Annotated in this window: 24 protein-coding genes and 1 tRNA gene; 11 read left to right on the top strand and 14 right to left on the bottom strand. The window is 39.1% G+C overall.

Going from position 1 to position 25,846, the window contains the following annotated elements:
• Positions 1–4: 4 nt before the first annotated feature.
• On the bottom strand, positions 5–631 hold the full coding sequence (locus tag N745_RS0108550; protein ID WP_024851707.1) for a restriction endonuclease subunit S: 627 nt from the start codon (positions 629–631) through the stop codon (positions 5–7).
• 151 nt (positions 632–782) lie between these two features.
• On the opposite strand from N745_RS0108550, the gene N745_RS0108545 reads away from it, so the two are divergent.
• The 10 genes from N745_RS0108545 to N745_RS0108505 all read left to right on the top strand — a co-directional run bounded on the left by N745_RS0108545 (position 783) and on the right by N745_RS0108505 (position 13,775).
• Positions 783–1,850, top strand: coding sequence for an AAA family ATPase (locus N745_RS0108545; RefSeq protein ID WP_024851706.1), 1,068 nt, complete (start codon positions 783–785; stop codon positions 1,848–1,850).
• Positions 1,851–1,862: 12 nt separating this feature from the next.
• Positions 1,863–2,579, top strand: coding sequence for a metallophosphoesterase family protein (locus N745_RS11885; RefSeq protein WP_024851705.1), 717 nt, complete (start codon positions 1,863–1,865; stop codon positions 2,577–2,579).
• Between the two features lie 23 nt (positions 2,580–2,602).
• Positions 2,603–3,400 carry a metallophosphoesterase gene (locus N745_RS0108535; RefSeq protein ID WP_024851704.1) on the top strand — a complete coding sequence of 266 codons (798 nt, stop codon included), beginning with the start codon at positions 2,603–2,605 and terminating at the stop codon, positions 3,398–3,400.
• Positions 3,400–4,131, top strand: coding sequence for a metallophosphoesterase (locus N745_RS11880; RefSeq protein WP_024851703.1), 732 nt, complete (start codon positions 3,400–3,402; stop codon positions 4,129–4,131). Before N745_RS0108535 ends, N745_RS11880 begins: the two co-directional genes overlap by 1 nt.
• Entirely contained in the window at positions 4,124–4,648 is a 525-nt protein-coding gene (locus N745_RS0108525; protein WP_024851702.1) for a hypothetical protein, read from the top strand. Before N745_RS11880 ends, N745_RS0108525 begins: the two co-directional genes overlap by 8 nt.
• Positions 4,649–4,803: 155 nt before the next feature.
• Complete coding sequence (locus N745_RS0108520) at positions 4,804–5,643, top strand: hypothetical protein (protein WP_024851701.1); 840 nt, start codon at positions 4,804–4,806, stop codon at positions 5,641–5,643.
• Between the two features lie 193 nt (positions 5,644–5,836).
• Positions 5,837–7,795 (top strand): type I restriction-modification system subunit M, encoded by a 1,959-nt coding sequence (locus tag N745_RS0108515; protein WP_024851700.1) that lies wholly within the window; start codon positions 5,837–5,839, stop codon positions 7,793–7,795.
• The gene (locus tag N745_RS11875) at positions 7,795–9,090 is read left to right on the top strand and encodes a restriction endonuclease subunit S (protein WP_038070686.1); all 1,296 of its coding nucleotides are present in this window, start codon (positions 7,795–7,797) and stop codon (positions 9,088–9,090) included. Before N745_RS0108515 ends, N745_RS11875 begins: the two co-directional genes overlap by 1 nt.
• Positions 9,077–10,639 (top strand): hypothetical protein, encoded by a 1,563-nt coding sequence (locus N745_RS11870; RefSeq protein WP_038070684.1) that lies wholly within the window; start codon positions 9,077–9,079, stop codon positions 10,637–10,639. The genes N745_RS11875 and N745_RS11870 overlap by 14 nt, the downstream gene beginning before the upstream one ends.
• Before the next feature lie 22 nt (positions 10,640–10,661).
• Positions 10,662–13,775 (top strand): type I restriction endonuclease subunit R, encoded by a 3,114-nt coding sequence (locus N745_RS0108505; protein WP_024851699.1) that lies wholly within the window; start codon positions 10,662–10,664, stop codon positions 13,773–13,775.
• 92 nt (positions 13,776–13,867) lie between these two features.
• Here N745_RS0108505 and N745_RS0108500 read toward each other — a convergent pair whose 3' ends face one another.
• Positions 13,868–14,410 (bottom strand): hypothetical protein, encoded by a 543-nt coding sequence (locus N745_RS0108500; RefSeq protein ID WP_024851698.1) that lies wholly within the window; start codon positions 14,408–14,410, stop codon positions 13,868–13,870.
• On the bottom strand, positions 14,410–14,610 hold the full coding sequence (locus N745_RS12820; RefSeq protein ID WP_024851697.1) for a helix-turn-helix transcriptional regulator: 201 nt from the start codon (positions 14,608–14,610) through the stop codon (positions 14,410–14,412). The genes N745_RS0108500 and N745_RS12820 overlap by 1 nt, the downstream gene beginning before the upstream one ends.
• A 753-nt stretch (positions 14,611–15,363) precedes the next feature.
• Here N745_RS12820 and N745_RS0108490 point away from each other — a divergent pair.
• On the top strand, positions 15,364–15,798 hold the full coding sequence (locus tag N745_RS0108490; protein WP_024851696.1) for a hypothetical protein: 435 nt from the start codon (positions 15,364–15,366) through the stop codon (positions 15,796–15,798).
• 102 nt (positions 15,799–15,900) lie between these two features.
• On the opposite strand, the gene N745_RS0108485 is transcribed toward N745_RS0108490, so the two are convergent.
• From N745_RS0108485 to mrdA, 11 genes are all read right to left on the bottom strand, one after another.
• Positions 15,901–15,977 (bottom strand) — tRNA-Pro (locus N745_RS0108485).
• A gap of 65 nt (positions 15,978–16,042) precedes the next feature.
• Positions 16,043–17,038, bottom strand: a complete 996-nt coding sequence (locus N745_RS0108480; RefSeq protein WP_024851695.1) for an AraC family transcriptional regulator — start codon at positions 17,036–17,038, stop codon at positions 16,043–16,045.
• A gap of 93 nt (positions 17,039–17,131) precedes the next feature.
• A complete protein-coding gene (locus tag N745_RS0108475) occupies positions 17,132–17,668 on the bottom strand; it encodes a DUF2062 domain-containing protein (RefSeq protein ID WP_024851694.1) in 537 nt (178 codons plus the stop codon).
• Between the two features lie 116 nt (positions 17,669–17,784).
• The gene (gene hslO, locus N745_RS0108470) at positions 17,785–18,645 is read right to left on the bottom strand and encodes an Hsp33 family molecular chaperone HslO (protein WP_024851693.1); all 861 of its coding nucleotides are present in this window, start codon (positions 18,643–18,645) and stop codon (positions 17,785–17,787) included.
• Positions 18,646–18,660: 15 nt separating this feature from the next.
• Positions 18,661–19,680 (bottom strand): lipoyl synthase, encoded by a 1,020-nt coding sequence (lipA, locus tag N745_RS0108465; protein ID WP_024851692.1) that lies wholly within the window; start codon positions 19,678–19,680, stop codon positions 18,661–18,663.
• 57 nt (positions 19,681–19,737) lie between these two features.
• A complete protein-coding gene (lipB, locus tag N745_RS0108460) occupies positions 19,738–20,355 on the bottom strand; it encodes a lipoyl(octanoyl) transferase LipB (protein ID WP_024851691.1) in 618 nt (205 codons plus the stop codon).
• Positions 20,356–20,368: 13 nt separating this feature from the next.
• Positions 20,369–20,653: a YbeD family protein gene (locus N745_RS0108455; protein ID WP_024851690.1), complete on the bottom strand. Its 285-nt coding sequence runs from the start codon at positions 20,651–20,653 to the stop codon at positions 20,369–20,371.
• Between the two features lie 24 nt (positions 20,654–20,677).
• The gene (locus N745_RS0108450; protein WP_024851689.1) at positions 20,678–21,547 is read right to left on the bottom strand and encodes a D-amino acid aminotransferase; all 870 of its coding nucleotides are present in this window, start codon (positions 21,545–21,547) and stop codon (positions 20,678–20,680) included.
• Positions 21,548–22,750: a D-alanyl-D-alanine carboxypeptidase family protein gene (locus N745_RS0108445; RefSeq protein ID WP_024851688.1), complete on the bottom strand. Its 1,203-nt coding sequence runs from the start codon at positions 22,748–22,750 to the stop codon at positions 21,548–21,550.
• A 140-nt stretch (positions 22,751–22,890) separates the two neighbouring features.
• Positions 22,891–24,021, bottom strand: a complete 1,131-nt coding sequence (gene rodA / locus N745_RS0108440) for a rod shape-determining protein RodA (protein WP_024851687.1) — start codon at positions 24,019–24,021, stop codon at positions 22,891–22,893.
• A complete protein-coding gene (mrdA, locus tag N745_RS0108435) occupies positions 24,011–25,846 on the bottom strand; it encodes a penicillin-binding protein 2 (RefSeq protein WP_024851686.1) in 1,836 nt (611 codons plus the stop codon). The genes rodA and mrdA overlap by 11 nt, the downstream gene beginning before the upstream one ends.

Here is a 25,846-nt window from a genome sequence, read left to right as displayed (position 1 = left end):
ACGCCTATCCATTGTTCTCAAAGATAGCTTCAAGAAGATAGCTATCCACATGTGCTTTAGCGGCTAATTGGAGTTTGTCCAATGCATCCAGTTCATTGTGATAGGTTTCTAGCACTTCCTCAAAATGCAGTTTCTGTTCCAAGTTGGGCTCTACTAGTTGGGTTTCTTTAAGTTGTTTGATGCTGACTGAAAGTTGGTCCTTTTGATGGGGAGCGATGTAGTTTTCGTAAAACCAGCGCGTGTTTAGCATTAAAGATAGAAAGTCTGCGGGCACTTCATTCGGGCGAATCACAATCAAATTATTATTAATGACAAACCGCACATCTGTTTCAAGCTCTTTAACAATGGCTGAGCGAAAACTTGACCCCTTAGAAACGACCAGTATGTCGTTGGATCGAATCAAGTGATGAGATTGAATTTGATTATGCTGCTCGCCATTTAATTCGACTGTCGGGATTGTGTGCAGATGTTCCGCATTCAATAGTCCTGATTTGGGTAAATCCTGCGGGCGAATCAGTTTTGTAACCGTTTCTGTATGTGCCACTGATAATGGGACATTGAGTTGCTTGACCTTCCCAAAAGCAATGCCAGAAATAAACTCTGCAATTTCAGAAATATTGATTGTTGTCATGTGTGTTACATACAAATGGTCATAAATGTTGTTTAGTAGATTATATATAAAAAATAATCAAAAATCTTTCACTTTTATAAAATTATATATAGAATATAGTTTATGAATGCTTATGGCTTAGGCCATGGTATTCAAATGAGAGGAATGTAATATGGATGATGAATCGCAACAACGCGCAAAACAAAGGATGAAGGCATTTAAGGCTGAGAAAGCGCAGGAAAAAGAAAAAGAAGCGGTAGCAAAAGAAGAATCTAGGGTTTTGGCGAGAAAGAAAAATGCTCTGCAAGTGTTTATAAAAAAAGAGCATATCGAGTCAGTTAACAAAGTTCAGAGAGATTTATTTTCAGGTCTAGAGTCAATGTGTGACTGGAAGCTTTTGCAGCCAGTCAATAAAACGATTTTAAAAAACTTAGAGGGTATGAAAAAAAGCTTTCCAAATTTTTCTGAGGTCATTGATTTTTTAGAAAGTCAAATGACATTGATGTTGGCTGGAAAAAAGATTGTGCATTTTAAGCCCTTATTACTCGTAGGAGAGCCCGGGGTTGGTAAAACCGCGTTTTTAAATAAGCTAAGCGGTATTTTGAATGTGCCATTTGTTCAGGAGAATGCCGGTGCCTTATCCTCGAATTTTGGGTTGGCGGGTATGGATTCCAGTTGGAATGGCGCAAAACCCGGCTCTATTGCAAGCCAATTATTAACCCAAGAAGTAGGCAACTTTATTTACTTTTTGGATGAGCTGGATAAAGTCATTCAGTCTAATGGCAACGGTGGAGACCCAATGATTGCAATGTATGATTTGTTGGAACCTAATGCCGCCTCTAAGTTTATAGACCAGTGCTATGGTCAAGCTGTGGCTTTTAATGCGAGTTGTATCAATTTTGTGGCTGCTGCAAATGATGTGAACAAAATTCACCCGGCCATTGTGTCACGGTTTCGAGTCTTTAAGATTCCAAATCTCACAACAGACCAGGTAAGAATGGTAGCCAAAAGTGTGCACCATAATTTACAAGAAGAATATGCGCTTAGTATTCAGTTTGATGAGCTGTCAGCTGAAGTCTTGAATATTCTGGAATCGATGAGTCCTAGACAAATGATTCAGGTGTTTGAAAGTGCTTATGCCAAAGCTATACAAGCGAATCGAAACAATTTGATGCCTGACGATTTACAGTGGCAGCAACGCTATCAAGAAGATGAGCCACGACGCATTGGGTTTTATTAGGAGAATATAGGGATGAGAGTTGTTCATATATCGGATACCCATGGCGCACATCGTTTTCTGGATGCTTCTATTTCAAGCTATTCGGCGGATGTGATTGTGCATTCTGGTGATGTATCGCGTGTCGGTGGCGTTAATGAATGCTATGCGTTTTTAGACTGGTTTTCTAAGTTGGATTATGACCACAAAATCCTGGTGCCTGGTAACCATGACAAGTTTTTCGAGACCATTTATAACCTAGAGGACAAAGCCGCATTAAAAGACATTGAAGACCTAGGTATCACCCTCTTAATGAACAAGGGCGTTGAGATCGATGGAATTTATTTCTGGGGGTCGCCCTTTACTCCGGAATTTATGGATTGGTCTTTTCAGCTATATCCAGAAGAGCAGAAAACTTTTTGGGACCAAATCCCAGAAAAAACCGATGTATTGATTACCCATGGACCGGCCTACGGTCTATTGGATAACAATCAGTTATCAAAGAGTCATCAGCCGAATTTAGGTTGTCCGTTTCTGCGACAACGCATTGATGAGTTGCAAATCGGCGCCCATCTTTTTGGACATATCCACGAGGGGTATGGTGATAGAGTAGTAGATAAAAGCTATCTGGCACTCAATAGTGCATTGATGGGCAATGCAGGATATTTGTCGAGATTGCCGCAGATGTTTGAGATAACGCATGATGGTGACAAAACAATGTGCAAGTTGCAAAGCGTCAATGCCAAGGCATAAAAAACAAGCAGCAAGGAAAACAAATGAGTGAGTTCGACAAACCGATACATCTAACCATTCCCTCGAATGAAAAGGGAAGGGATTTTATTGTCGGCGATATTCACGGTCATTTGAAAAAGCTACAACGAGCGTTAGATCGTGTAGCTTTTAATCCAGAGGCCGACAGACTCTTTTCTTTAGGGGATTTGATTGACCGAGGCAAAGATAACGTTCGGGTATTGGATATGCTGTATCAAAACGATTGGTTTTATGCGATTCGAGGCAATCATGACCAGTTTGTCGTTGAGTATTTTGAATCGCCCAGTAGTGTTGTATCGATTTATCAGAACTTGCAAAGGTCTCGCTATGAGATTAAACAGATTCATATGATGAATGGTGGAAAATGGTTTTATAAACTAAGAGATGCCTCGGCAAGAGAGCGCATTTATCAGCTGCTCTCTGCTTTGCCTTATGCGATTACGCTGCAAACCCCTTGGGGTGACATTGGTCTCGTGCATGCAGAGGTACCAGGAAGTTGTGACAATTGGACATCGTTTTTATCTAAGCTCAAGTTGAGTCGTGAGTTACGAGAAGAGGCGACCTGGAACCGTACTCAAATTATGAACGCCTATGACCCTTTTAGTAATAGACATGTTAGTCCGAGAGACTTTATTGAACGGAATGTCGATGGAGTGCTGGCGACAGTTCATGGCCACATGGGGGTTCATGAGCCTGTCCAGTGTGGTAATCAGCTATGGATAGACACTGGGCATATAACTGGTGAATTAACGATTATGAGTGTTGAAGAGATTGCCAAAAGAGTCTGTGAAGGAGTTCAGTAATGTTTGTCAGGAAATTCACTGATAACCAAAAAGGGCGAGATTTCTTGGTAGGTGATATCCATGGGCGCTATCAACCTCTGATGGATGCGTTAAGTCACGCTGGGTTTGATTTTGATCGAGACCGGCTTTTTGCAGTAGGGGATTTGGTCGATAGGGGGGATGAGAGTCTAAAAACTCTAACCCTCATTGATGAACCTTGGTTCTTTTCAGTTAGAGGAAATCATGAACAATTTATTTTAGATATCTATGCGGAAGAAAGAGTCATGTTGTCCGGCGGCTATAAAGAATATGGTGCAGAAGAAACTTATCTACAGATAACATTGTTTGAAAGTTCATGGTTTTTTGACCTAAGTGATGCTCAAAGGCAAGCGGTTGCAGAAAAACTCAAGCACCTGCCTTTTGCCATCGAGTTGAATGTTAAAGGTAAAAAGCTGGGTATTGTCCATGCCGGTATGCCACCGGACATAGATAGCTGGAAAGTGTTTGTTGGCGCTCTAGAGGATAGAGACATTCGAGAAAGAGCGCTAAGACACCGACGCCATGCTGCTGATACTGCTAATGGAAAGGAAAGACCTTTAGTGGATATAGATTATACGATTCATGGTCACTCCTGTTTTCCAAAGCCAGTGTTTGGAAAATACAGCGGCTTTATCGATACCTTTGATAGAAGCGGTCAATTGACGCTTATGAGTATCGACGAACTACTGGTAAGGATAGCTGAAAATGAATAGTCCCATCTTCCTTGATTTCGAGGCGTCTTCAATGCAGGGATTTCCTGTGCAAGTCGCTTATGGTTCAAGCGAGGATAATGTAAAGACATTTGAAATCAAACCATTGGAGGTCTGGCAAAAAGACACTTACTTGTGGGACTACAACGCTGAGAGTATGCATGGCTTGTATCTAGACTATTTGAAACAACATGGGATAGATGCCATTTCAGTTGCAGAAAAATTTAGTGAAGACCTAAAAGGGCAAACCGTTTATGCCGATTCGAATATGGATTTGAACTGGCTGTTCATGCTATTGGATGATTGTGCTGAAATAACGAGGCATAACTATCCGATGCCGGCGTTTCAATTGATTTCAGAGTTATATGAAGCATTAGATTTTAGTGACTCACAAATTCTAAAATCCTATCTATTGGCCAGACAAAAATTCAAATCAAACGGATTGTCTCACCATAAGGCAAATAACGATGTATTGATGCATATCTGGCAATGGAATCTATTGCGTAAAAGTGTGTATTAAAATGCTTGTGGTTTTGTCGTGATATGGTAAATTATCAGCGCTTAATTAAATTGAAGATTACCGCAAAGGAATGACACAGAATTCTGAACGCGCTCAATCGCATAGGCTGTACTTGTGACTTGAAGCTCTATCAGACACATTAAAAGGAAATAATAATGTTTTTTAAGCTCCTTAAGCTTATAGGGTATATATTTTTTGGATTAGCTGGTTTAGCGTTAATCCCAACTGCTCTTTTTTTATTAATTACGATTGTTGCTTTTCTGTTAAATGGAGAAGATGGATTAAAAGGCTCAGGGACACTTGTTATGTTCTTTTTAATAAGTGTTTCGTTGTTTCTTGTTGGGGTACTGTTATTTCTTCCAGAATTTATTAAAAATAAATCTAAGTTTAAAAAATTCGCATTGATTACTGGTTTTGTTCATAATCAAGCTATGAAAGTAGGTGATTATTATCTATTTTTTGATTTTTCAAAAGATTTAGGCGTTTATCGTAATCACATGAATGAATTCGGTTGTTTTTATCTCAAAGACATTACGAAATGGCAAGGTGAAACTAAGAGTAAAACAGCCGAATATACTGGCCCCTCAGGGATTCCTCATGTAAATGTAAAACGGTTCGGTATTCTGACAATTCGTTTTAGCAACCCCCAAAAACCTTTTTTGCAGTTTAAGTTCCCTGCTTCGAATTATGATAGCGTGCATTCAACATTTAGCGCAATTATGGAAACTTACTCGGAGTATAGGAAAAATAATGCTGTAACCCGATATGAATATGAAAAAGCGTTGAATGAACTAAATAAATTTTCTATTAAGCAAAGCGCCATCGAACTTATTTCGTTTAGTGTGGTGGCATTAGTTTTGTATATATCTCTCTCAAGTGTTTCCTTTGTAAAACAAAATTCTCCAATTTTATTAAATGAAAAAATATTCGTTGATGAGATCTACTTTTATGGCAAAGATTATATTCAGGAATTTTATAAGCACCTGATGAAGTAACATTGCGCTATTCTCTTACGATAGGCTCATAGTTAAAATTCAGGCCAAAAAATTATGAGCCAATTCAATTTTGGTTAATCTTGAAATAGTCGTGTAATTCCAGACGATATTTCAAGTTTTCATGTTTTACATTCACCATACAGGCTTTTTTGACTAGAATAACTAAAATTCGAAATTTTAGTATGGAGCCTAAGTGGAAAACTTCTCAAGCTTGTCATCAATGGTTTGGTCGGTAGCCGACCTACTTCGTGGCGAATATAGACAATCTGATTACGGTAAAGTTATTTTACCTTTTACTTTGTTAAGAAGATTAGAGTCTGTTTTAGAACTAACAAAAGATGCGGTTTTATCAGAATATCAAACCAAGAAAGACCTTGGTGTTCCTCTTGATGTTTTCCTCACACAAAAATCCGGCCATCAGTTTTATAACACCTCAAAATTCAATCTAAAAACACTTCTCGCCGATCCGAACAACCTTCTTCAGAACCTCGAAAACTATATCCAAGGCTTTAGCGCAAACTCGAGAGAAGTATTTGAAAAGTACAAGTTCACTGAGCAAATTCAATTCTTGAATGACAACAACCTGTTGTTCGAGGTTGTGCAGAAGTTTGCCTTTTTTGATTTATCGCCAAATAAAGTTTCAAACCATGAAATGGGTTTGGTGTTTGAGGATTTGATTAGACGATTTGCTGAAGCTTCAAATGAAACTGCTGGAGAGCACTTTACCCCTCGTGATACGGTAAGGCTCACCACGGCACTGCTTTTTGCCTCTGATGATGAAATTCTCACCAAAGAAGGCGTGGTTAGAAGTCTATATGACCCGACTGCTGGGACAGGTGGATTCTTATCATCAGGTAGTGAATATGTTCACGAAATTAATGACAAAGCCAAGCTCGTTCTATTTGGTCAGGAATTGAATGGCGAGTCCTATGCAATTTGTAAAGCAGACATGCTTATCAAGGGGCAGGACATTACAAACATCAAGCATGGCAACACCTTGTCAGATGACCAGCTTTATGACAAGAAATTCAGTTACAGCTTAAGCAACCCTCCTTTTGGTGTGGACTGGAAAAAGGTCGAAAAGGTAATAAAAGCCGAACATACCGAAAAAGGCTTTGAAGGACGTTTTGGCCCTGGCCTTCCAAGAGTATCTGATGGCTCTATGTTATTTTTGATGCACTTGGTATCAAAAATGGAAGCGGTACAAAATGGCGGTGGCCGTATAGGTATTATTCTGAATGGTTCTCCTCTTTTCACTGGTGGTGCAGGGTCGGGTGAATCTGAAATCCGACGTTATATTCTTGAAAATGACTTGTTAGAAGCCATCGTTGCTTTACCAACCGATATGTTCTTCAACACGGGGATAGCGACTTACATCTGGATTTTGTCGAACAAAAAAGAGGAAGAGAGGCAAGTAAAAGTTCAACTCATTAACGCCACCAACCTTTTCGTTCCCATGAGAAAGTCCTTAGGCTCTAAACGTAAAGAAATCTCCGAAGAACAACAAAACGACATTATTCGCATCTATGGCGGGTTTGAAGAATCGAAGATTTCAAAGATATTCGATACAGAAGATTTTGGGTTTAGACGAATTACGGTTGAAAGGCCACTTCAGTTAGCTTTTTATCCGCATGATGAAGAACGTATTGCCAATCTTAACGAGGACAATGCCTTTCAAAAGCTCTCAGGTGGCCTACAAGCGGATATTTTGAAAAACTTGAGTAATCTGTCGCAAAACAAATTTTTGAGTCGTGAGGCGTTTCTGAAAGGGTTTAAGGTTAAACTAACGGCTGCTCAATTCAAGCTGATTCAAAAACATATCTCTGAACATGATGATGAAGCAGAAATCTGTTTGGACAAAAAAGGCAAACCAGAAGCGAACACAGACTTACGCGACTACGAAAACGTCCCACTTAAAGAAGATATTCATGAATACTTCAAGCGTGAAGTTTTGCCTAATGTTCCCGATGCTTGGATAGACGAAGGCAAAACCGATGCTTTAGATGGTGAAATTGGTATTGTCGGTTATGAAATTCCCTTTAACCGCCATTTCTATGAATACACACCACCACGCCCACTTGAAGACATTGATGCCGATTTAGATGCGGTCACGGCGGATATTCTAAAGCTTCTGCAAGAGGTGCATGCCTGATGTCAGAATTAATCACACGGGGTAAACATAAGCTATATTCAGAGTATTTTGAAACAGGGCTAGATTGGCTGGGCAGAATTCCACAAAGTTGGCAGCTAAGCCGATTGGGTCAGTATTTTGTAGAACGAAGAGAAAAGGTAAACGATACTGAGTTCCCTCCATTATCGGTTACAAAAAATGGAATTGTTCCGCAGCTTGATAATGCGGCAAAGACTGATGCTGGCGATAACCGTAAAAAGGTGTGTATTGGTGATTTTGTTATAAATAGCCGTTCTGATAGAAAAGGTTCTTCTGGTTTGTCAGCACTGGAAGGCTCTGTTTCTTTAATAAGTATTGTCCTCCAGCCTAGAAGTTTTGTTCCTCAGTATGCTCTTCACTTGCTAAAAAGCCAGCCATTTCAAGAAGAATTTTATAGGTTCGGTAAAGGGATTGTAGCTGACTTGTGGAGCACGAACTATTCAGAAATGAAGAATATTTTGATACCTGTTCCCAGTCAGGCAGAACAAAAATCCATCGCCAACTTCCTCGACCGTGAAACCCACAAAATCGACACCCTGATTGAAAAGCAACAAAAGCTGATTGAGCTGCTTAAAGAAAAACGCAAAGCGGTAATTGGTCATGCGGTCACTAAAGGTTTGAATCTTGATGTGCCAATGAAAGATTCGGGGATTGAATGGTTGGGAGAGGTGCCTGAGCATTGGGAGGTTGTGAAGTGTGGTTATTTAGGAAAATTGTTCGGTTCGGAGTCAATTAATGAAGAATTGATAAATAATTTTGGGGATATTCCTTTTATCAAAGTATCAAGCTTGTCACTTGACTCATTTGAAATATCGGAAAAACAGTTCTTTGTCGATAGTTCTTTAGTTGTAACAAGTAGAGCAAAATCTAATTATGTTGTTTTTCCCAAAAGAGGGGCCGCAATTTTTACTAACAAAGTGAATATTGTTAATGACAAATCTTTCATTGACCCAAACTTGATGGGGTGGGAGTTAAGCAACAAAGTTTTGCCAGAGTACGTTGCCTATTTGTTAAAACTTAGAGGTTTAAGTGATATCGCGGATGTTTCAACGGTACCTCAAATAAATAATAAACACATTGAACCAATGAAATTTCCTCTACCGAATATTGATGAGCAGAGTCAAATTGTAGGATATCTTAAAAACCAAACCCAAAAAATCGACACTCTAATTGATAAATCCCAGCAAGCAATAGAACTGCTCAAAGAACGCAAAACCGCTTTAATCTCTGCTGCTGTTACTGGAAAGATTAATGTGAGTGACTATGACTTTCGATGAAATAGTAAACGGTTTTAAGTGTGATGAACCATTGAGGTCTATCGTTGAACAGGCTTTTTCTTTTTTGCATGAAAGTTGGTTTCAAGATATTTTACATGCAGACTTAATTGTTAGTTTGACATCAAATTCACCTAAAGTTTTTTTAAGAAAAAAGCAAAAAGAGCATCCGGCAGAATATGCAACTTATAAGAAATTAGTAGAAGAACTATCCAAAGTTACTCTTGAAATACAAGGGTTTACGCTATTCGGAAATAACCAAAATAGAAACTTTATACGCTACTTAAAACAGATAACTTTTGTTGATTGTAAGTTCACTGATCAAACAACATCCAATGACTTAAAAAAAGTATTTAAAGGTTTTAGTTCTAACACAAAAATTCTTTACCATTCTTGTGAGTTCCTTACTAAAGTAGAGGTTGGAGTTTATGCAAAAGTATTAACCTCAGAAGAAAGCCAAGAACAGACTCGCACTTATAACGAATATTTTTATGATTGCACTTTCCATAAATCAATTTTAGTTAAAAATACATCAGTTCGTTTAACCCCATCTGATGGTGAGCCTTCGCTTACTTCAATCTTTGATGAGTGTGCGTTTTCGTCATATCTAAAACTACAGAACTTGAACGTATTTTGTAATATCGCATTATTTACAAAACACAATGAATTTATACCAGCTTTAATTATTGAAAACTGTTCTTTAGAGAGGAGCCTGAAGTTAAATTCAGGGGATAAATTTAAGCAAATATTTAAAGCTATTATTCTTAAAGATTCTATATTTAAAGGAAAGTTTGAGATGAAAGGGGTTGAGTGTAATATTTTTATGCAAAGCAACTGTAATTTCGAAAAGGTATGTGATTTCCATGGTGCAATTTTCAAGACGTTGTTTGTCGCAAAAAGAAGTATATATGGCGACTTCTTTGCATATGAAAATGTCACATGCTTAAAAAGTAGTACAAAGACTATTTTCCAATATGTAACTTTCAAAAGCTTATCTTCGTTCAGAGACTCAAAATTTCTATCTGGTTTAGATATCGAAAAAGCGAATTTTGAAGTGCCACCTAATTTTCTCAAAGCTGAAGTAGATGAAGAGTCCCCTAGAGAAACCTTTAGAATTATTAAACATTCTTTTGATGATGTCGGTAATTTTCTTGAAGCCAATAAATTTTTTGCGTTCGAAATGGAATGTTATCGTAGAGACTTATCAATCAAAAAAGGTCATTATGTGGAAAAAGGTATTTTCTGGTTCAACAAATTTTTCTCAAACTTTGGGCAAAGTATTTTTAGGCCTGTTGCTGCTATTCTTGTAATTAGTATTGTCGCTGCTATAGCTTATTCAAAATATGTTGATGAACTCCCTTTATTGTCGATTAATGGAGATACATCATTCGTTAGGTACTTCATTGACAGCCTTAACCATTGGGCAGGCAGTTTAATAATAGGCCCTTTATTAAAGAAAAACTATGAGTTTATATCTTTATTCTTTGGCGTGTTTCTGTCAATTTTTTCATGGATGACCATTGTGGCATTTAAACGACTAACCAGAAGATAAACAAAATTTAGAGATTTCAAAAATGAAGCATAAAGAAAAAGTCTTTGAAACCGAAATAGTCGATAGCCTCTGCTCCACTCAGTGGATTGAAGGCGATTCTAAGGGCTATGACAAAGCCTTAGCTCTTTACCCTGATGATGTCATTGCTTTTGTAAAAAACACTCAACCAGAGCAATATGAGAAGTTTCAAAAACGTCATGCAAAAGACACCGATCAAGCTTTAGTCAAATTCGTTGCTGGACAGCTTGATAACCACGGCTCTTTGCACTGCCTTCGAAATGAAATCAAAGATGTGAATGTCCGATTGCGTTTATGTCAATTTGAGCCGGATTTGCATTCAGATGAGCTTCAAACTCAATACGACAAAAACATCTTAAGAGTCATTCGTCAGGTTTATTACTCTGAAAACAATCAAAACTCAATTGACCTTGTTTTATTCGTCAACGGGATTCCTGTTACGACCTTAGAGTTAAAAACGGACTTTACCCAAAACGTCTGGGATGCAATTAATCAATACAAAGAAGACCGATTATCCGTTGATACGCTCACCAAACAAGAAGAGCCTCTGCTAGCCTTTAAAAAACGCTCACTGGTTCACTTTGCAGTCAGTACCGATGAAGTCTATATGACAACGAAACTGGCAGGAAAAAGCACTTACTTTCTCCCTTTTAACAAAGGCAATAACGGTGGTGCAGGCAATCCTCTAAATCCTGACGGCTATGCGACAGATTATCTTTGGAAAGACATCTTATCTAAAGATACCTTCCTGAAAATCTTAGGCAAGTTCATTCATCTGGAAGTCCAAGAAAAAGAAGACGCACGAGGACGAAAATACAAGTCAGAAACCATGATTTTCCCTCGTTACCATCAAGTGGATGTGGTACGAAAGTTATTGAACGATGTTTATGATAATGGTGCTGGCAAGCGTTACCTTGTTCAGCACTCAGCGGGTTCAGGGAAATCGAATTCGATAGCTTGGTCTGCTCATCAGTTGTCCGCTCTACACAACGCAGACAACAAACGTATATTCGATACAGTGATAGTCGTGACAGATCGTAATGTCCTCGATTCTCAGTTACAGGATACCATTGCTCAGTTTGAAAGAACTCGCGGTGTGGTTCATGCAATAACTCGTGCTGAGTCCGGTGGTAGTAAATCAACTAAACTGGCGGAAGCACTCAGGGATGGAGCTTCAATTATTGTCGTTACGATACAAACCTTCCCATTCGTCTTAGAAGAAATCCAAAAGACGACTTCATTAAAAGACAAAAGCTTTGTGATTATTGCGGATGAAGCACACTCCTCGCAATCCGGTTCTACCGCGAAAAAACTCAAACAAGTGCTGAGTACCGAACAAATTGAAGAAGGTGTGGAATTAAGTGCTGATGAAGTGTTGGCTATGTCAGTTGAAGAACAGGATACGCATAACATCAGCTTCTTTGCCTTTACTGCAACACCTAAAGACAAAACACTCCAGTTATTCGGTACATTACCAAACCCTAGCGAACCAGCTTCTTCAACGAACATTCCAGTGCCTTTTCATAACTACACCATGAAGCAAGCCATTGAAGAGGGCTATATTCTCGATGTCTTAAAGCACTACACAACTTACGATGTACTGTATAAGCTGTCGTCGCATGATGACTCTGAAGTGGATGCTCGCAAAGCGAAATCTCAGATCGCTAAATGGGTCAGGCTACATCCTCATAATATTGCCCAAAAAGTTTACGTCATCATAGAACACTTCAATGAAAACGTGATGCATCTGCTTGATGGTAAAGCTAAGGCAATGGTGGTAACAAGCTCTCGAAAAGAGGCTGTTCGTTATAAATTGGCATTTGATAAATACATTAAAGATTCTGGCTATTCAGGCATTCAAGCAATGGTCGCTTTTTCAGGCTCACTAGCAGACGATGGCGAAGGCGTTGAAAAGGAATACACGGAACATAGCATGAATCCGAACTTACGTGGACGTGAGATGCGTAAGGCCTTTGATACCGATGAATACCAAGTCATGCTGGTAGCCAACAAGTTCCAGACAGGGTTTGATCAACCCAAGCTTTGTGCCATGTATGTTGATAAGAAGCTCTCAGGCGTTGATGCGGTACAAACTCTGGCTAGGTTGAACCGAACTTATCCTGGTAAGGAAGATGTGTTTATTATAGATTTCAGAAACTCGCCAGAAGAAATCAAGGAAGCTTTCAGCCCTTTTTATGAAACTACGATGCTGTCAGATGTTACAGACCCCAATATCGTTTTTGAAATCCAGATGCAGTTAGAAGCGGAAAACATTTTCACTCAAAAAGAAGTAGATGATTTTGCGGAAGCTTATTTCGACCCTAAAGGCAAACAAGAAGCGATGTCAGCAGCCGTGAAGCCTGGCGCTGATAGATTCAAAACTCGCTATAAAACGGCATTGCTTGAAGTGAAGTCGGTTAGAGACCGACTAGAAACAGCAAAAGCGGCTAATAATGAAGCTGCCATTCATAACGCTGAATTAGAACTTAGAGATGCTAAGGAATACAAAGATTCATTGGATCGCTTTAAGAAGCGTCTGACACAGTTTGTTCGTATGTATGAGTTCCTTTCTCAAATCAATCCTTATGAAGATACCGAACTAGAAAAGCTGTCTGCCTATTGTCGTGGTCTAGCTCCGCAGTTGGTAACAGTAAACATTGAAAACAAAATAGATTTAACCGATGTTGAATTGACGCATTACAGTATTAAAAATAAGAAAAAACATGACATCGGTTTAGAGTCTTCAAAACTCGATCCAACTCAATCAGGAACAGCAACTGCATCTGAGAAGAAGACTGACACCATAGAAAATATTGTAAATCAGCTCAACGAGGTGTTTTCAGGTGATTTAACGGATGATGATATGGTTAACTTTGCTCGAACCATTACCGACAAAGTAATGGAAAATAAAACTGTGACAACACAACTCAAAAACAACTCTCGTGACCAAGTTGGACTAACCGATTTTCCTCAAGCGTTAATGATGGCTGTTGCCGAATCTATGGAACGCCATAGTTCAATGGCAACTCAGGTTCTTTCGCAGGATAAAGTTCGTAGTTTGTTTGGTGAAATCGTGCTTGATATGATTTTTGAAAAAATTACTACAGACTCAATTTAATCAAACGATATGGTTAGTTTAAAACTAGCCTGGTCAAGGTTTAGGTAAAAAACAGCATGGAACTAAAATCGAGAATTGAATCTGCTTCAACTTTAAAAAACATATTCAGGGCTAGGATCAAAATAACAAAATTCTTCATTTGAAACATTAGATAATACGCTTTCATTATTAATGGAAGTGCTCAAAGGTCTTGAGGTCGAGTTTCTATGGTATGGACCTCTTTTTACACCAATTAAGTGCCCTAGGGCAGTCCAACTAGTTCCTTCGAAAATTGGATTGAGCGGAGTTAATTTTTTTACTTTTATTGTATCTTCGTGAGCTTTATAAGCCATCAAGTCATTGCCTATGAACTTTTTTCCAATTAAATCCCCAGAGAAATTACGAGCATAGCTTTTGGTACCCTTGCCCACATCGACACCTAGAGTTAATCTGTATAATCTTCGTATGTAGCTATCGGGTGCTGAAGTTGAGTTTCCACTTTTCTGTGTTAGTAAGTTGAAAAAAGAAATGTATGGAGACATTTTATGATTATCCATAAATCTTAGAATTAAAAATTTTCCATCATTACTAATAGTTGATTGTATGCATACCAGTACAATATTTTGTTGCTCAGTTAAATTTATTCTTTTTTTCATCAATACTCTCCCCGTTCTTTTTGTTCTAGCCATTTGAAAATTGATGATTTTCGATATGCTGTGAAGCGAGGGCTAATAATCATTTTTCGTGGAAAATTGGGATCACACTCAGAAAGCTTATTTAGGTGACTTAGAGCAATGCCAAGTAAACTACAAACTTCAGCGGGTCTTAGGAGTTCTTTTTCAATTTTATTTTTCATTTATTCGTACCCAAAAAAATTTATTTGATTTTTCTCTTTTTTCGAGTTTACAAATTAATTAATTTTTTTTAAATAGGATTTTTAAAAAGGTCATTTAATAAAAATATGTCATTACTATTACCCTTTACTTTCCTACTTTCCTACTTTCCTACTTTCCTACTTTCCTACTGTGCCTGGCACCCCAGGTCTGGAAAACATCATACCCTAACATGGCTTCTTAATACGTACCTGAAATCTTCTGTATCCTGCATTGGTTCTGGGTTTTGAGAGAATTATTGTTTGCATTTTGTATGTAAATTGTTTGTAAAAAGTATGCAATTAGTTAAGAAAATATTTTTTCAAAGACTAACCGAGATGGTGTCAGAAAATAGTTCACGGAAGTTGTAAGCCCACTACTTTAGGCGCAATCTAATTTAGACACTTCAGGGGGAGGAATATAGGTATAAGATGGAATTTTTTAATCATTAAATTTAGATTACTTCAGTAAAAAAATAAGTCTCATTAATTGGGAGAAAAAAATTGAAAAGAATTTCAAAAAATAGATTATTAATTAAATTTACCGAATTTAATTCATTTTTTAATTAAATTAATTAAAAAAATAATTATTTAATTTAATTATTTTTTTCAAATTTGAATTGAAGATGAAAAGATTTTGTTCCTTTTTTTATTTTGTAAGAAAAAAAGCAAATTCAGTTTTTTCTAAAAAAATTTTATAAGCTGAACGCAATAAGAGTGAATTTATTGGAGTTTGGTATGAATGAAGATATAAAAATTATAATGAAAGGATTAAATGTTCCTTTGCATCTCAAAGATATAGCATTTGAAATGTATGGAGATAAATTTCCAGTTCCTAAAAAAGATATGAAAAAGTTACTAGCTGGTTTGGATAAAAATAACCCATTATTTTTGCATCTATTAACACAAATTTATCAAGCTGATTATTTTTCAAATAAACAAAATAAAAATCATAGATCTACGCAAGAATTACTAAAGGAAATCCATTTAAATACTGTAATACTTCTTGAATCTAAAAAAAGCCTGGAGAAACAGAGTGGGCTTTTGGTATCAAAAATGAATGCAATTCTGTTAGCTTCTCAAAAAAATTCTAAATTATTGTATTTATTCTTTGGCTTAGGGGTTTTAATCAATATAGAAATTTTGGTAGTTATGCTTTCAATATCGCACTGATATGAAATAAGAGAAGGTCAAATCATGGTGACTTTTTGGCGACTTTTTTATTTTGAAGATAAAATATGAAGGGGTTGGTTTTGTGTAACTTGTTGATTTTATTGGTCGGGACAGTAGGATTTGAACCTACGACCCCCGCCACCCCATGACGGTGCTCTACCAGGCTGAGCCATGCCCCGAAAATTGAATCTGTATTATAGGGGCGGGCTAAAAATTATCAAGCTTTTGTTCTCTGCACGGATAACTATCCGCCAGTACGTAAATGACTTGGTGGTTGGCCAGTCCACCGTTTATAGGCTCTAGAAAATGAGCTGATATTCCCAAAACCAAGTAAAAATGAAATCTCGCTTAGGGAGAGGTTGGTATCTTTAATATAGGTCGCAGCCAAGTCTTCTCGAACTTCGTTCATTAATGTTTTGAAAGTGGTGTTTTGTTCTTTGAGACGTCTTTGTAGTGTTCTATCGTTAATATGGAGTGCTTGCCCAACAGTTGTATCGGTTACATTACCATTCGGTAATTGTTTAATAATTTCAGACTTAACTTGTTCGACAATATTTTTGCGATCCATCTTGGCTAAATACTCGATCATGATTTGATCGTGTAGCTTTGCCAGTTGTGAGTGTGCGCCTTCGGACGTGGTAAGTGCGTCTTGCATGTGGATAATAAAACGGTTGTCTTTGGCATTGAAGAACACAGGACATTGGAATAGGTCTGTATAAGCTTTCGAATCTTTTGGCGCACCGTGCTTGAAGTGTATTTCGGCAGGGATAAAGTGTTTGCCGAAGTTTGCCTTACACATGGCGAGCATAATCGCCATAAAGGCGTCGGTACGATAAGGAAGCTGTCTAGATACACTTCTGTAATGCAAAATCAAACTGAAATATTTGGGCGTTTCTTCAACTTCAAAAAAAGCTCCCTCTGTGACAACGCGAGAGTAGCGTTGGAACCGAGTCAGTGCATTTTTTAGATTTTCACTTGATAGCCAGGCATAACCTAATGCCCCCATTTGTGATGGGTGCCAGCAATCTACAGCTTTAAGTCCAAATGCAGGATCATCAATGCGATCAGCAGCTTCAGCCCAGATATCATCAGCCGTTGTATAGGGTATACGAGCATGAGGATCGTTGAGTCTTTTAGGGTCGATATTAAGTTTTTTTAGAATATCAGACGAATCAATACCGTAAGACTCTAGGAGCTTTAATGAAAGTTTTGTTGTAGGAGCTGAAAAGGTTAAGGCCATGATCGACTTTCTCCGTGTGCGTTAACTTCATTTTAGATTGTTTTGTCTAAAAATGAAAGAAGTGTGTCGCGATTTGCTTAAGAAATCGTGTGCCTAGGGTTGCTGGTGATGAACGAATAGCCAAGCAAAAAAGCGTTTAATGTATGGAAAGTAGCCAATTAAAACGTAGAGAATGGAACCAAAAATAATACCTAGGATTAAGTTGCCTAAAAAGAATGGTTGCCAGATAGTTGGAAAAATTTCGCTAAACCATTGTGCTGAAGCCAATGGAATATTTTGTGCATGGGTCATGACTTCTTCAGAAGAGGGCGTGTTTAATAGCCAAGTGCCAAATCGATAGCCGCCATACCATATAGGCCCCATAGTAAGTGGGTTGGTAATCCAAGCCAGTGCAGTTGCTAAAGGAATGTTTGCACGAAGGTAATAGGCAAGAATAGAGCCTAAAAGCATCTGAAAGGGGACAGGTAGCATCATGCTAAGCATGCCGATAAAACCAGCCCTGGCAAAAGACATACGGTTACCAGCCCAGTAAACAGGATCTTTAAAGTTGGGAAAATACTTGTTAAGGAAAACGGAGCGTTTGACTTTGCGCCCGATTTGTACGACTTTTAGATGTAAATAACGTTTCATTGAAGTCATTATAGTTCAAGAGGGCTAATGAGAACATGAAGTAAAGAGTAATGGTTGGTCGGTGAGATACCCAGCCTGGCAGATTTTTATAAAATCTGCCAGGCTGGGGTAAGGGATTAATGTTGTGTTTTGTCGAAGATGCGATCGATATCTTCTTTATTGAGTCTAAGATGAAAGTTACACATTTCGTTGTGTACGACAATTTCACCTTGTTCTTCAAGAAGCTTTCTGGCTTCTTCTTCGCCAAGTGAACGAATCATATCTTCAATACGGGCAGGGTCTTTAGGGCAGTTGTACTCAACGGCTTTAGCCTCAAAGAGTTCGATAACTTCTTCATGAAATAGGCGGTGTAAAAGTGTTTCAGAATCCAGAGAAACTAGCTCTTCAGATTTTAATGTGTCAGCTAAGGTGGTGACTCGGTTCCAAGCATCTCCGTCAATGTCAGCTTCATCTTTATCAGCTGAAGCAGGCATTTGTTGGACTAGAACTCCTCCGATTCCTTTTTCGCTTGCGGCTAACCAAAGTTTGGATGGCAGTTGTTCAGATTGAGTCAAAAAGGTTTCAAAGGCTTCTGTTACTGTAAGGCCTTCTCTATCAACATAGGATTGAAATAGAGAGTCTGTTAGCGTGTTTTCAAGCGTCATTAAAATTTGGCCATTACCTAGCAGTTCATCCAAAGTCGTCTCATTGGATAATGCTCTGTTTGTTTTAGCAACGCCGCGAATTTGCAAATCATGACTTGCTTCAACCACTAATAGGTTAACAGGACCTTCTCCCTGTATTTGAATAACAACTTTGCCTGGGTGTTTGAGTCCATTTGCCATCATCACCGTTAGCGCGGTAAGTTCACCTAATACTTCGGTTAAAGCAGGTGTGTAGTGACGATCTTCAATCATTTGCTGCCATACGTCGTCTAACTGTATGTGCTGACCTCGAATGTCTAGGTCTTTAAATAAAAAGCGTTTAATCGTATTCATAAAATCCTAAAATTTTTAATTAAACTTACCTTGGGCTTGTAGGTCTGCGTGGTATGAAGAGCGCACCATCGGGCCAGAAGCAACGTGAGTAAAGCCCATTTCATGGCCAGCGTCTTCAATTGTTTTGAACTCTTCTGGCGTCCAATATTTTTTGACAGCTAAGTGGAAGTTGGAGGGTTGTAAATATTGTCCAACGGTCAGCATTTCAACTTGGTGGTCGCGTAGGTCTTGCATAACGGCCAACAACTCTTCCATGGTTTCGCCTAAACCAACCATTAACCCAGATTTGGTGGTGGTCTCTGGTTTCATTTCTTTAAAACGTTTGAGTAGATCCAGTGATGCTTGGTAGTCTGCACCAGGACGCGCTTCCTCGTAAAGACGAGGAACGGTCTCAAGGTTGTGGTTAAGTACGTCAGGCGCTTGTGTGCTGAGAGTTTCAAGTGCGGTGGTGAGTCTTCCGCGGAAGTCTGGAACAAGAGTTTCGATTTTGACTTCAGGAGTGCGTTGACGAATTTCAGTAATGCAGTCACGGAAGTGCGCAGCACCGCCATCTCTTAAATCATCACGGTCTACGGAGGTGATAACAACATAATTAAGCTTCATGGCTTCAATCGTTTCTGCCATGTGTTGTGGTTCGTTTTGATCTAAAGGATTTGGGCGACCATGAGTTACGTCACAGAAAGGGCACTTACGGGTACAAATATGTCCCATAATCATAAAGGTTGCTGTACCGTGACCAAAACATTCGCCTAAGTTTGGACAAGAAGCTTCTTCACAAACGGTATTTAGGCCTTGTTGACGAAGAATGCCTTTGAGTTCTTTTACGCGCCCAATATGTTTAGCTGCGGGTAATTTTGCTTTAATCCAGCTCGGTTTTTTAAGTCTAGGTGCGTTAGGGTCAGGCTTGTGCTTTAGAGATTTGGTTTTGTATTCCCCTTTAGACATGTCTTCACGGCGCTGCTTTAAATCAGCAGAAGATTTACTGAGACCAGTAATTTGGTTGACGGGAATTTCTTGAAAATTAGGTGCGCTCATAAGCTCAGCTCTGTGTTAATTTTTGGCTATTATACAATGAATGATCGTCGGGCTGTATTAGTTGGTTGCTAGGTGTTTTAAAAGCTTTTGGATGGTTTGTTGTTCAACAAGGTTGTAACTAAAGTGCTCAATATGATCTTTGAGTTGTGTCATTTGCATGCCGATAAGCCCGCAAGGGTTAATCCACTGAAAGGGTTCTAAGTCCATATCAACATTGAGCGCCAAACCATGATAAGAGCGGAAGTGCTTAATCTTAAGGCCTAGAGATGCGATTTTTTTACCTTCAAGATAAACACCAGGTGCGTCTGCTTTAGCCTCTGCTGTTAGTCGATAGTCTTCTTTCAGTAAATCAATTAGGGCGTTTTCAATGCGGTGCACAAACTCTTTGGCACCAAGCTTAGCTCGTTTTAAGTCCATCAAAACATAGACGATGACTTGTCCGGGCGCATGATAGGTGACTTGTCCACCGCGGTCTGTTTGAACAAGTGGTATGTTTGGGTGTGTTTTTAGCAGGTGTTCTGCTTGACCATTAAGTCCTTGAGTAAAGACAGGGGGGTGTTGCACCACCCAAAGTTCATCTTCTGTTTCAGGCGTTCTATTGATGGTGAAGGATTGCATGGCTTCCCATGTTTTATCATAGGGTTGCAAACCAAGGTGCTTGACGATAAATGACATTTGATAAAAAAGATTAAAGCGTCATTAACACTTCAGGGTGTTTTTTAAGCTCACCATAAATCGCATGAAGTTGCTCTAAGCTGGTTGCGTTAAAGGTAATATTGACAGAAAGAAAACGTTGGGCTTTAGAGTCTTTTAAGTGAATGTTGTCACGAGTCACGTCTGGCGCATGTTTTTTGGTGATTTCAAATACCGTATCGATAAAGCTGTCTGTGGCATGCCCCATGGCTTTAAGTTTGTAATCGCAAGGAAAATCTATGAGACTTTGGTTGTCGGGTGTATGTAAATCTACCGTCATGATGCAATCCTTATTTTCAGCGGCTTAATCTTCAGCTGCCATTAATGCTTGTTTGGTTTGTTCAAAATAGGCTTGCATTTTACGCCAAATCGGGCCGGGTTTTCCACTTCCAATAGTGTTGTTATTGAGTGAGCAGACAGGTAAAGCATCTTTTGTTGAGCTGGTTAACCAGATTTCATCTGCTGTTTCTAAATCGGCTAAGAAGAGTTGTTGTTCAAGCAATGGAATATTGTGGTCTAAAGCGATTTTCTCGATCATCATGCGTGTAATGCCTGGCAAAATGCGGTTACTTAAGGGAGGTGTATGCAAAACACCATCTTTCACGATAAAGACATTGCTGGCGGTGCCTTCAGAAATAGTTTGGTCGCGACCAATGAGGATGGCGTCATCAGCCCCTTGTTGTTTCGCAGCAAGTTTCATCATTACGTTGGGGAGAAGTGTGGTGGCTTTAATATCACATCTAAGCCAACGAATATCTTCTAGTGTTACCGCTTTGATACCATGTTTGAGGATATGGTCTGCTACAGGTTTAAGCGGGTTGGTATAGGCGTACACGGTTGGTTTAAGGTTATTTTCTGGTAAGTGGTCTCGAACAAGTTGAACTCCTCGAGTCACGTGCAAATAAACAAACTGGTTATCCCAAGGGTGTTTCTGAATCAAGTCGTTTAACAGGGTTTCCCATTGGGTATCAGTGTAAGGGTCTTGAATAGAAACTGCATTTAAGCTGTTGCGCAATCTGTCAAGGTGAGCATTGAGCTGAAATAGTTTTTTTTGGAAAACGGGAATGACTTCATAAATGCCATCCCCAAATAAAAAACCACGATCTTGTGCCGAAACCTTTGCCTCAGTAAGAGGCAAAAAATCACCATTTAAATAGGCGATTTGCTCTGACATTTACAGCCCAATAAAATTCAACAGGGATTGGAAAAGTAACTTGATTTGATCAATGATTTTTTTGAAGAAAGAACCTTCTTCTACTTCGCTTGTTGCAACCAAAGGACGCTCGGCAATAACCTTGCCGTTTAGAGATACATGAAGGTCTCCTAGTTGTTGTCCTTTTGTAATAGGTGCGCGAATGTCAGATTTAATCGTAGTTTCAATTTTCAAGTTCTTATATTGACCACGAGGAATGGTGATATATAGATCTTTTGCTAAGCTTAGACCAACCGTGTTTTGCTTGCCTTCCCAAACACGTGCATCATGCAAACGCTGGTCCGCAGTGTAAAGTTTATGAGTTTCAAAAAAGCGGAAAGCATAGTTGATGAGTTTTTGGCTTTCAGAAACACGTTTTGCGGCAGAAGGGGTACCAACAACAACGGTGACGATTCGCATACCGTTGCGATGAGCAGAAGAAACTAGGCAGTAACCCGCAGATTCAGTGTGACCTGTTTTTAATCCGTCAACCGATGGGTCTTGCCATAGCAGTTTGTTGCGGTTGTATTGGGTAATGCCATTAAAGGTAAATTTCTTCTGATCGTACCATTTGTAGTCGTCAGGGAATTTTTGGATTAAAGCTTTGGCAACTTTAGCTAAGTCTACAGCTGTGCTGTAGTGGTCAGGATTTGGTAGACCTGTCGCATTGGCAAAGTGAGTTCCTGTCATGCCGAGTACTTGCGCATATTTATTCATCATTTCAACAAATGTGCCTTCGCTTCCAGCAACATGTTCAGCAAGCGCAACTGTTGCGTCATTTCCTGATTGAACAACCATGCCTTTGATTAAGTTGCTGACGGATACCTTTTGACCGACTTCAATAAACATTTTTGAGCCAGGCATTTTCCATGCCTTTGGTGAAATGGTGACCATGTCATTCAGCGACATATTGCCATTTTTTAATTCACTGAGAATGACGTAGCCAGACATGATTTTTGTCAAGCTGGCAGGTTCAATGCGTTGGTTTGCATTGAAGTCTGCTAAGACAGCACCACTATTGAAGTCCACAACTAAGTAGGCTTTAGCATCTAGTTTTGGCGGTGAAGGAATGACGTAAGGCATTGGTGGCGATACAGAAGTGCCTGGCTGAGGTACAGGTGTATCCGACCAAGCGTTAGTTGTAACCAAGAAGAGTGCAATAAAAATACTAAAAAGCTTTGTCATGGGGGTTCTTTTACGTTGAATATGAAAAAAAGTCATAGTGGTAATTTGAGGCAATAATTTAACACAAAAAAGCCTTACCTGAAAGCTTAGGAGGTTTGAAATAACCTGAAGTATTTAGTTATTTCAAGTTTGGCCTCTGTTTACGAGGTTAGTAATTTTTTGTGAGTATGTATAGACATCAAAATACCGAAACTGATCATGATGGTTACAAGCGAGCTGCCGCCATAACTAATTAATGGTAACGGTAGCCCAACTACAGGCAATAAGCCGCTTACCATGCCGATATTAACGAACACATAAACAAATAGCGTCATCACTAAACTTGAAGCAGCCAATCGAGCAAAATTATCTTGTGCTTGCGAGGCGATGTACAATCCCCGGCCAATAATGAGTGTGTATAAAATAAGTAGTGAAGTTACCCCAACTAGACCGAATTCTTCGGCAAAAACAGAAAAGATGAAATCTGTGGTAGATTCGGGTAAAAAATCCAAATGGGCTTGAGTGCTTCCCATAAAACCTTTACCTTCTAATCCACCAGAGCCAATAGCTATTTTGGATTGAATGATGTGGTAACCGCTGCCAAGAGGATCGGATTCAGGGTTTAAGAAAGTCATGACTCGTTGTTTTTGATAATCATACATATAAAAGTGCCAAACGATTGGTAAGCTGGCGGCAACCAGACCGATAGCAGATAAAATCAACCGCCAAGATAAGCCGGCAAAGAAAATAACAAAGAGTCCACTCATTGCAATGAGAATTGATGTTCCCAAATCAGGTTCAACGATGATAAGTCCTGCGGTAAACATAACCATCATGATGCCAAGCAACATTTTTCTATTGGGTGGCGGCAGAGTGTCTTGAGCAAATAACCAGGCAATGGTTAGGGGAAGTACAAGTTTTATCAGTTCGGAAGGCTGAAAACGAAAAAAACCTATATCTAACCAGCGTCGAGCACCTTTCCCAATTTCGCCAAAAAGTAAGACGCTTATCAGCATAATGATACCGACCAAGAACAGCCATGGCGTGTAAACTCGTATTAAATTTGGCGGGATTTGAGCAAATAACAACATGAGTAAAAATGCGAAACCATCTCGCACTAAGTGTCGATGCAATACGCCTACGTCACCACCTGAAGCACTGTATACAATCATGCTACTGATAAACATGAGTAAGAAAATTCCAGCTAAAAGCCAGCCATCCAGATGGAGAGATTCTAATCCTCCATTATTTCGACGATAAACTTTTTCTTTTACGTCTAGTTCAATTTTCATAGGATTCGTCTTTGTGGAGCTCCGTTAGATAGTAACGGGCAATATCAACAGCTACTGGAGCCGCTTTAACACTTGAGTTTTCAATAATAACACTGATTGCGATTTTGGGCTTTTTCACCGGTGCGAAACCAATGAATAGCGAGTGGTCACGCAGGTTCTTTTTGACGGTTTTGGCGTCATAGTCCTCATCTTTACCGAGGCTAAAAACCTGAGCTGTTCCTGTTTTTCCTGCCATGGTGAAAGGTAGGCCTCTTGCATAGCGGTAAGCCGTACCATGATAACTTTGCATAACATTCATCATGCTTTTAATCACTTTTTCCCAGTTTGATATTTTTTCAATTGGGATTTGTTCCTGTTGGGCAATTTCTTTTTCTTTCATTAGGTGTGGTGTGATGATTTTGCCTCGGTTTGCCATAATAGCAACAGCTTTGGCTAATTGGATTGGTGTGGCAAGGAAATAGCCTTGCCCAATAGCAGCAATAACCGTTTCACCTTTAAACCAAGGTTTATTTTTGGTCTCTCGTTTCCATTCTTTAGATGGGAGAATCCCTGACGACTCGCCATGAAGGTCAATCCCAGTTGTATGGCCAAATCCAAAAGGGTATAGATCATCATGGATCATTTGAATTCCCATTTTTAGCCCTAGTTCATAAAAGTAGGTATCGCACGACTCTGTGATTGCTTTGTTCATATCTACTAAGCCATGACCACCACGCTTCCAATCACGGTAGCGATGATTTTTAAAGTCAAAGTACCCTGGATCGGAAATTTTCTTATAGGGAGAGATGACTCCGTTCTCAATGGCTGATAGGGCAACAAAGGGTTTTATGGTTGAGCCTGGAGGATATTGTCCATTAATAACACGGTTAATGAGTGGTCTGTAAGGATTATGGAGTAGTGCTGAATAGTTTTTGCTGCTAATGCCGTCAACAAACAGGTTTGGATCATAGCCAGGCGAACTAACATAAGCAAGAATTTCGCCTGTTTTAGGTTCAATGACCACTACAGCAGCTTTTTTGTCGCCAAGATATTCTTCAATAAATTTTTGTAGTCGAATATCAATGGTTAATTGAATATCTTTGCCAGGGATAGCAGGTTGTGATTCCAACTTTCGGATAACCTTACCACGTGCATTGGTTTCAACCTGTTGCAAGCCTGGCTTTCCATGGAGAAGTGATTCATAAGTACTCTCAATGCCTATTTTTCCAATAACATCAGTTCCTTGATAATCTGATGCATTGAGGTTTTTAAGTTCAGATTGGTTGATTTTTCCAACGTAACCAATGGCGTGTACGGCAATTTTTCCAAAAGGGTAAACGCGTTTTAATTTTCCTGAAAGTGTCACGCCAGAAAACTGATAACTATTTGCTGCAAAAACAGCTGCTTCAGTTTCGCTCAAGCTGTAAGGAAGATAAGTAGGGCGGTATTTATTAGCGACTTTGAGTCGTTTGTAGAACTTTTCAAATTTACTATCAGGTATTTTTGGCAATAGCTTTTTTAGTTTGTTGAAAGTTGCATCAATGTTCTGAATTTTGTCTTTAGAGAATTTAAGTGCGAATACAGGATGGTTGTCGGCTAATAAGACATTGTTACGGTCATAAATTTTACCTCTAACCGGAGGGATAGCTTCAACCGAAATGCGGTTGCCTTCCGACATTGCATGGTAATGGTCGTAGTTTATCCATTGTAAATAGGCCATTCTGCCGAACAATATCAGGAAAAAGACAATAGAAAAAGCGAGGGCAAAATAAAGCCTACCTCTGAAAAGCTTTTTTTGTTGAATGACTTCCGTTTCGGATTGGTATTTATAGTGTTTTTGTTGCAT

Source organism: Hydrogenovibrio kuenenii DSM 12350 (genome assembly GCF_000526715.1).
Taxonomy (GTDB): domain Bacteria; phylum Pseudomonadota; class Gammaproteobacteria; order Thiomicrospirales; family Thiomicrospiraceae; genus Hydrogenovibrio; species Hydrogenovibrio kuenenii.
This window is presented reverse-complemented; position numbering and strand designations above follow the sequence as displayed.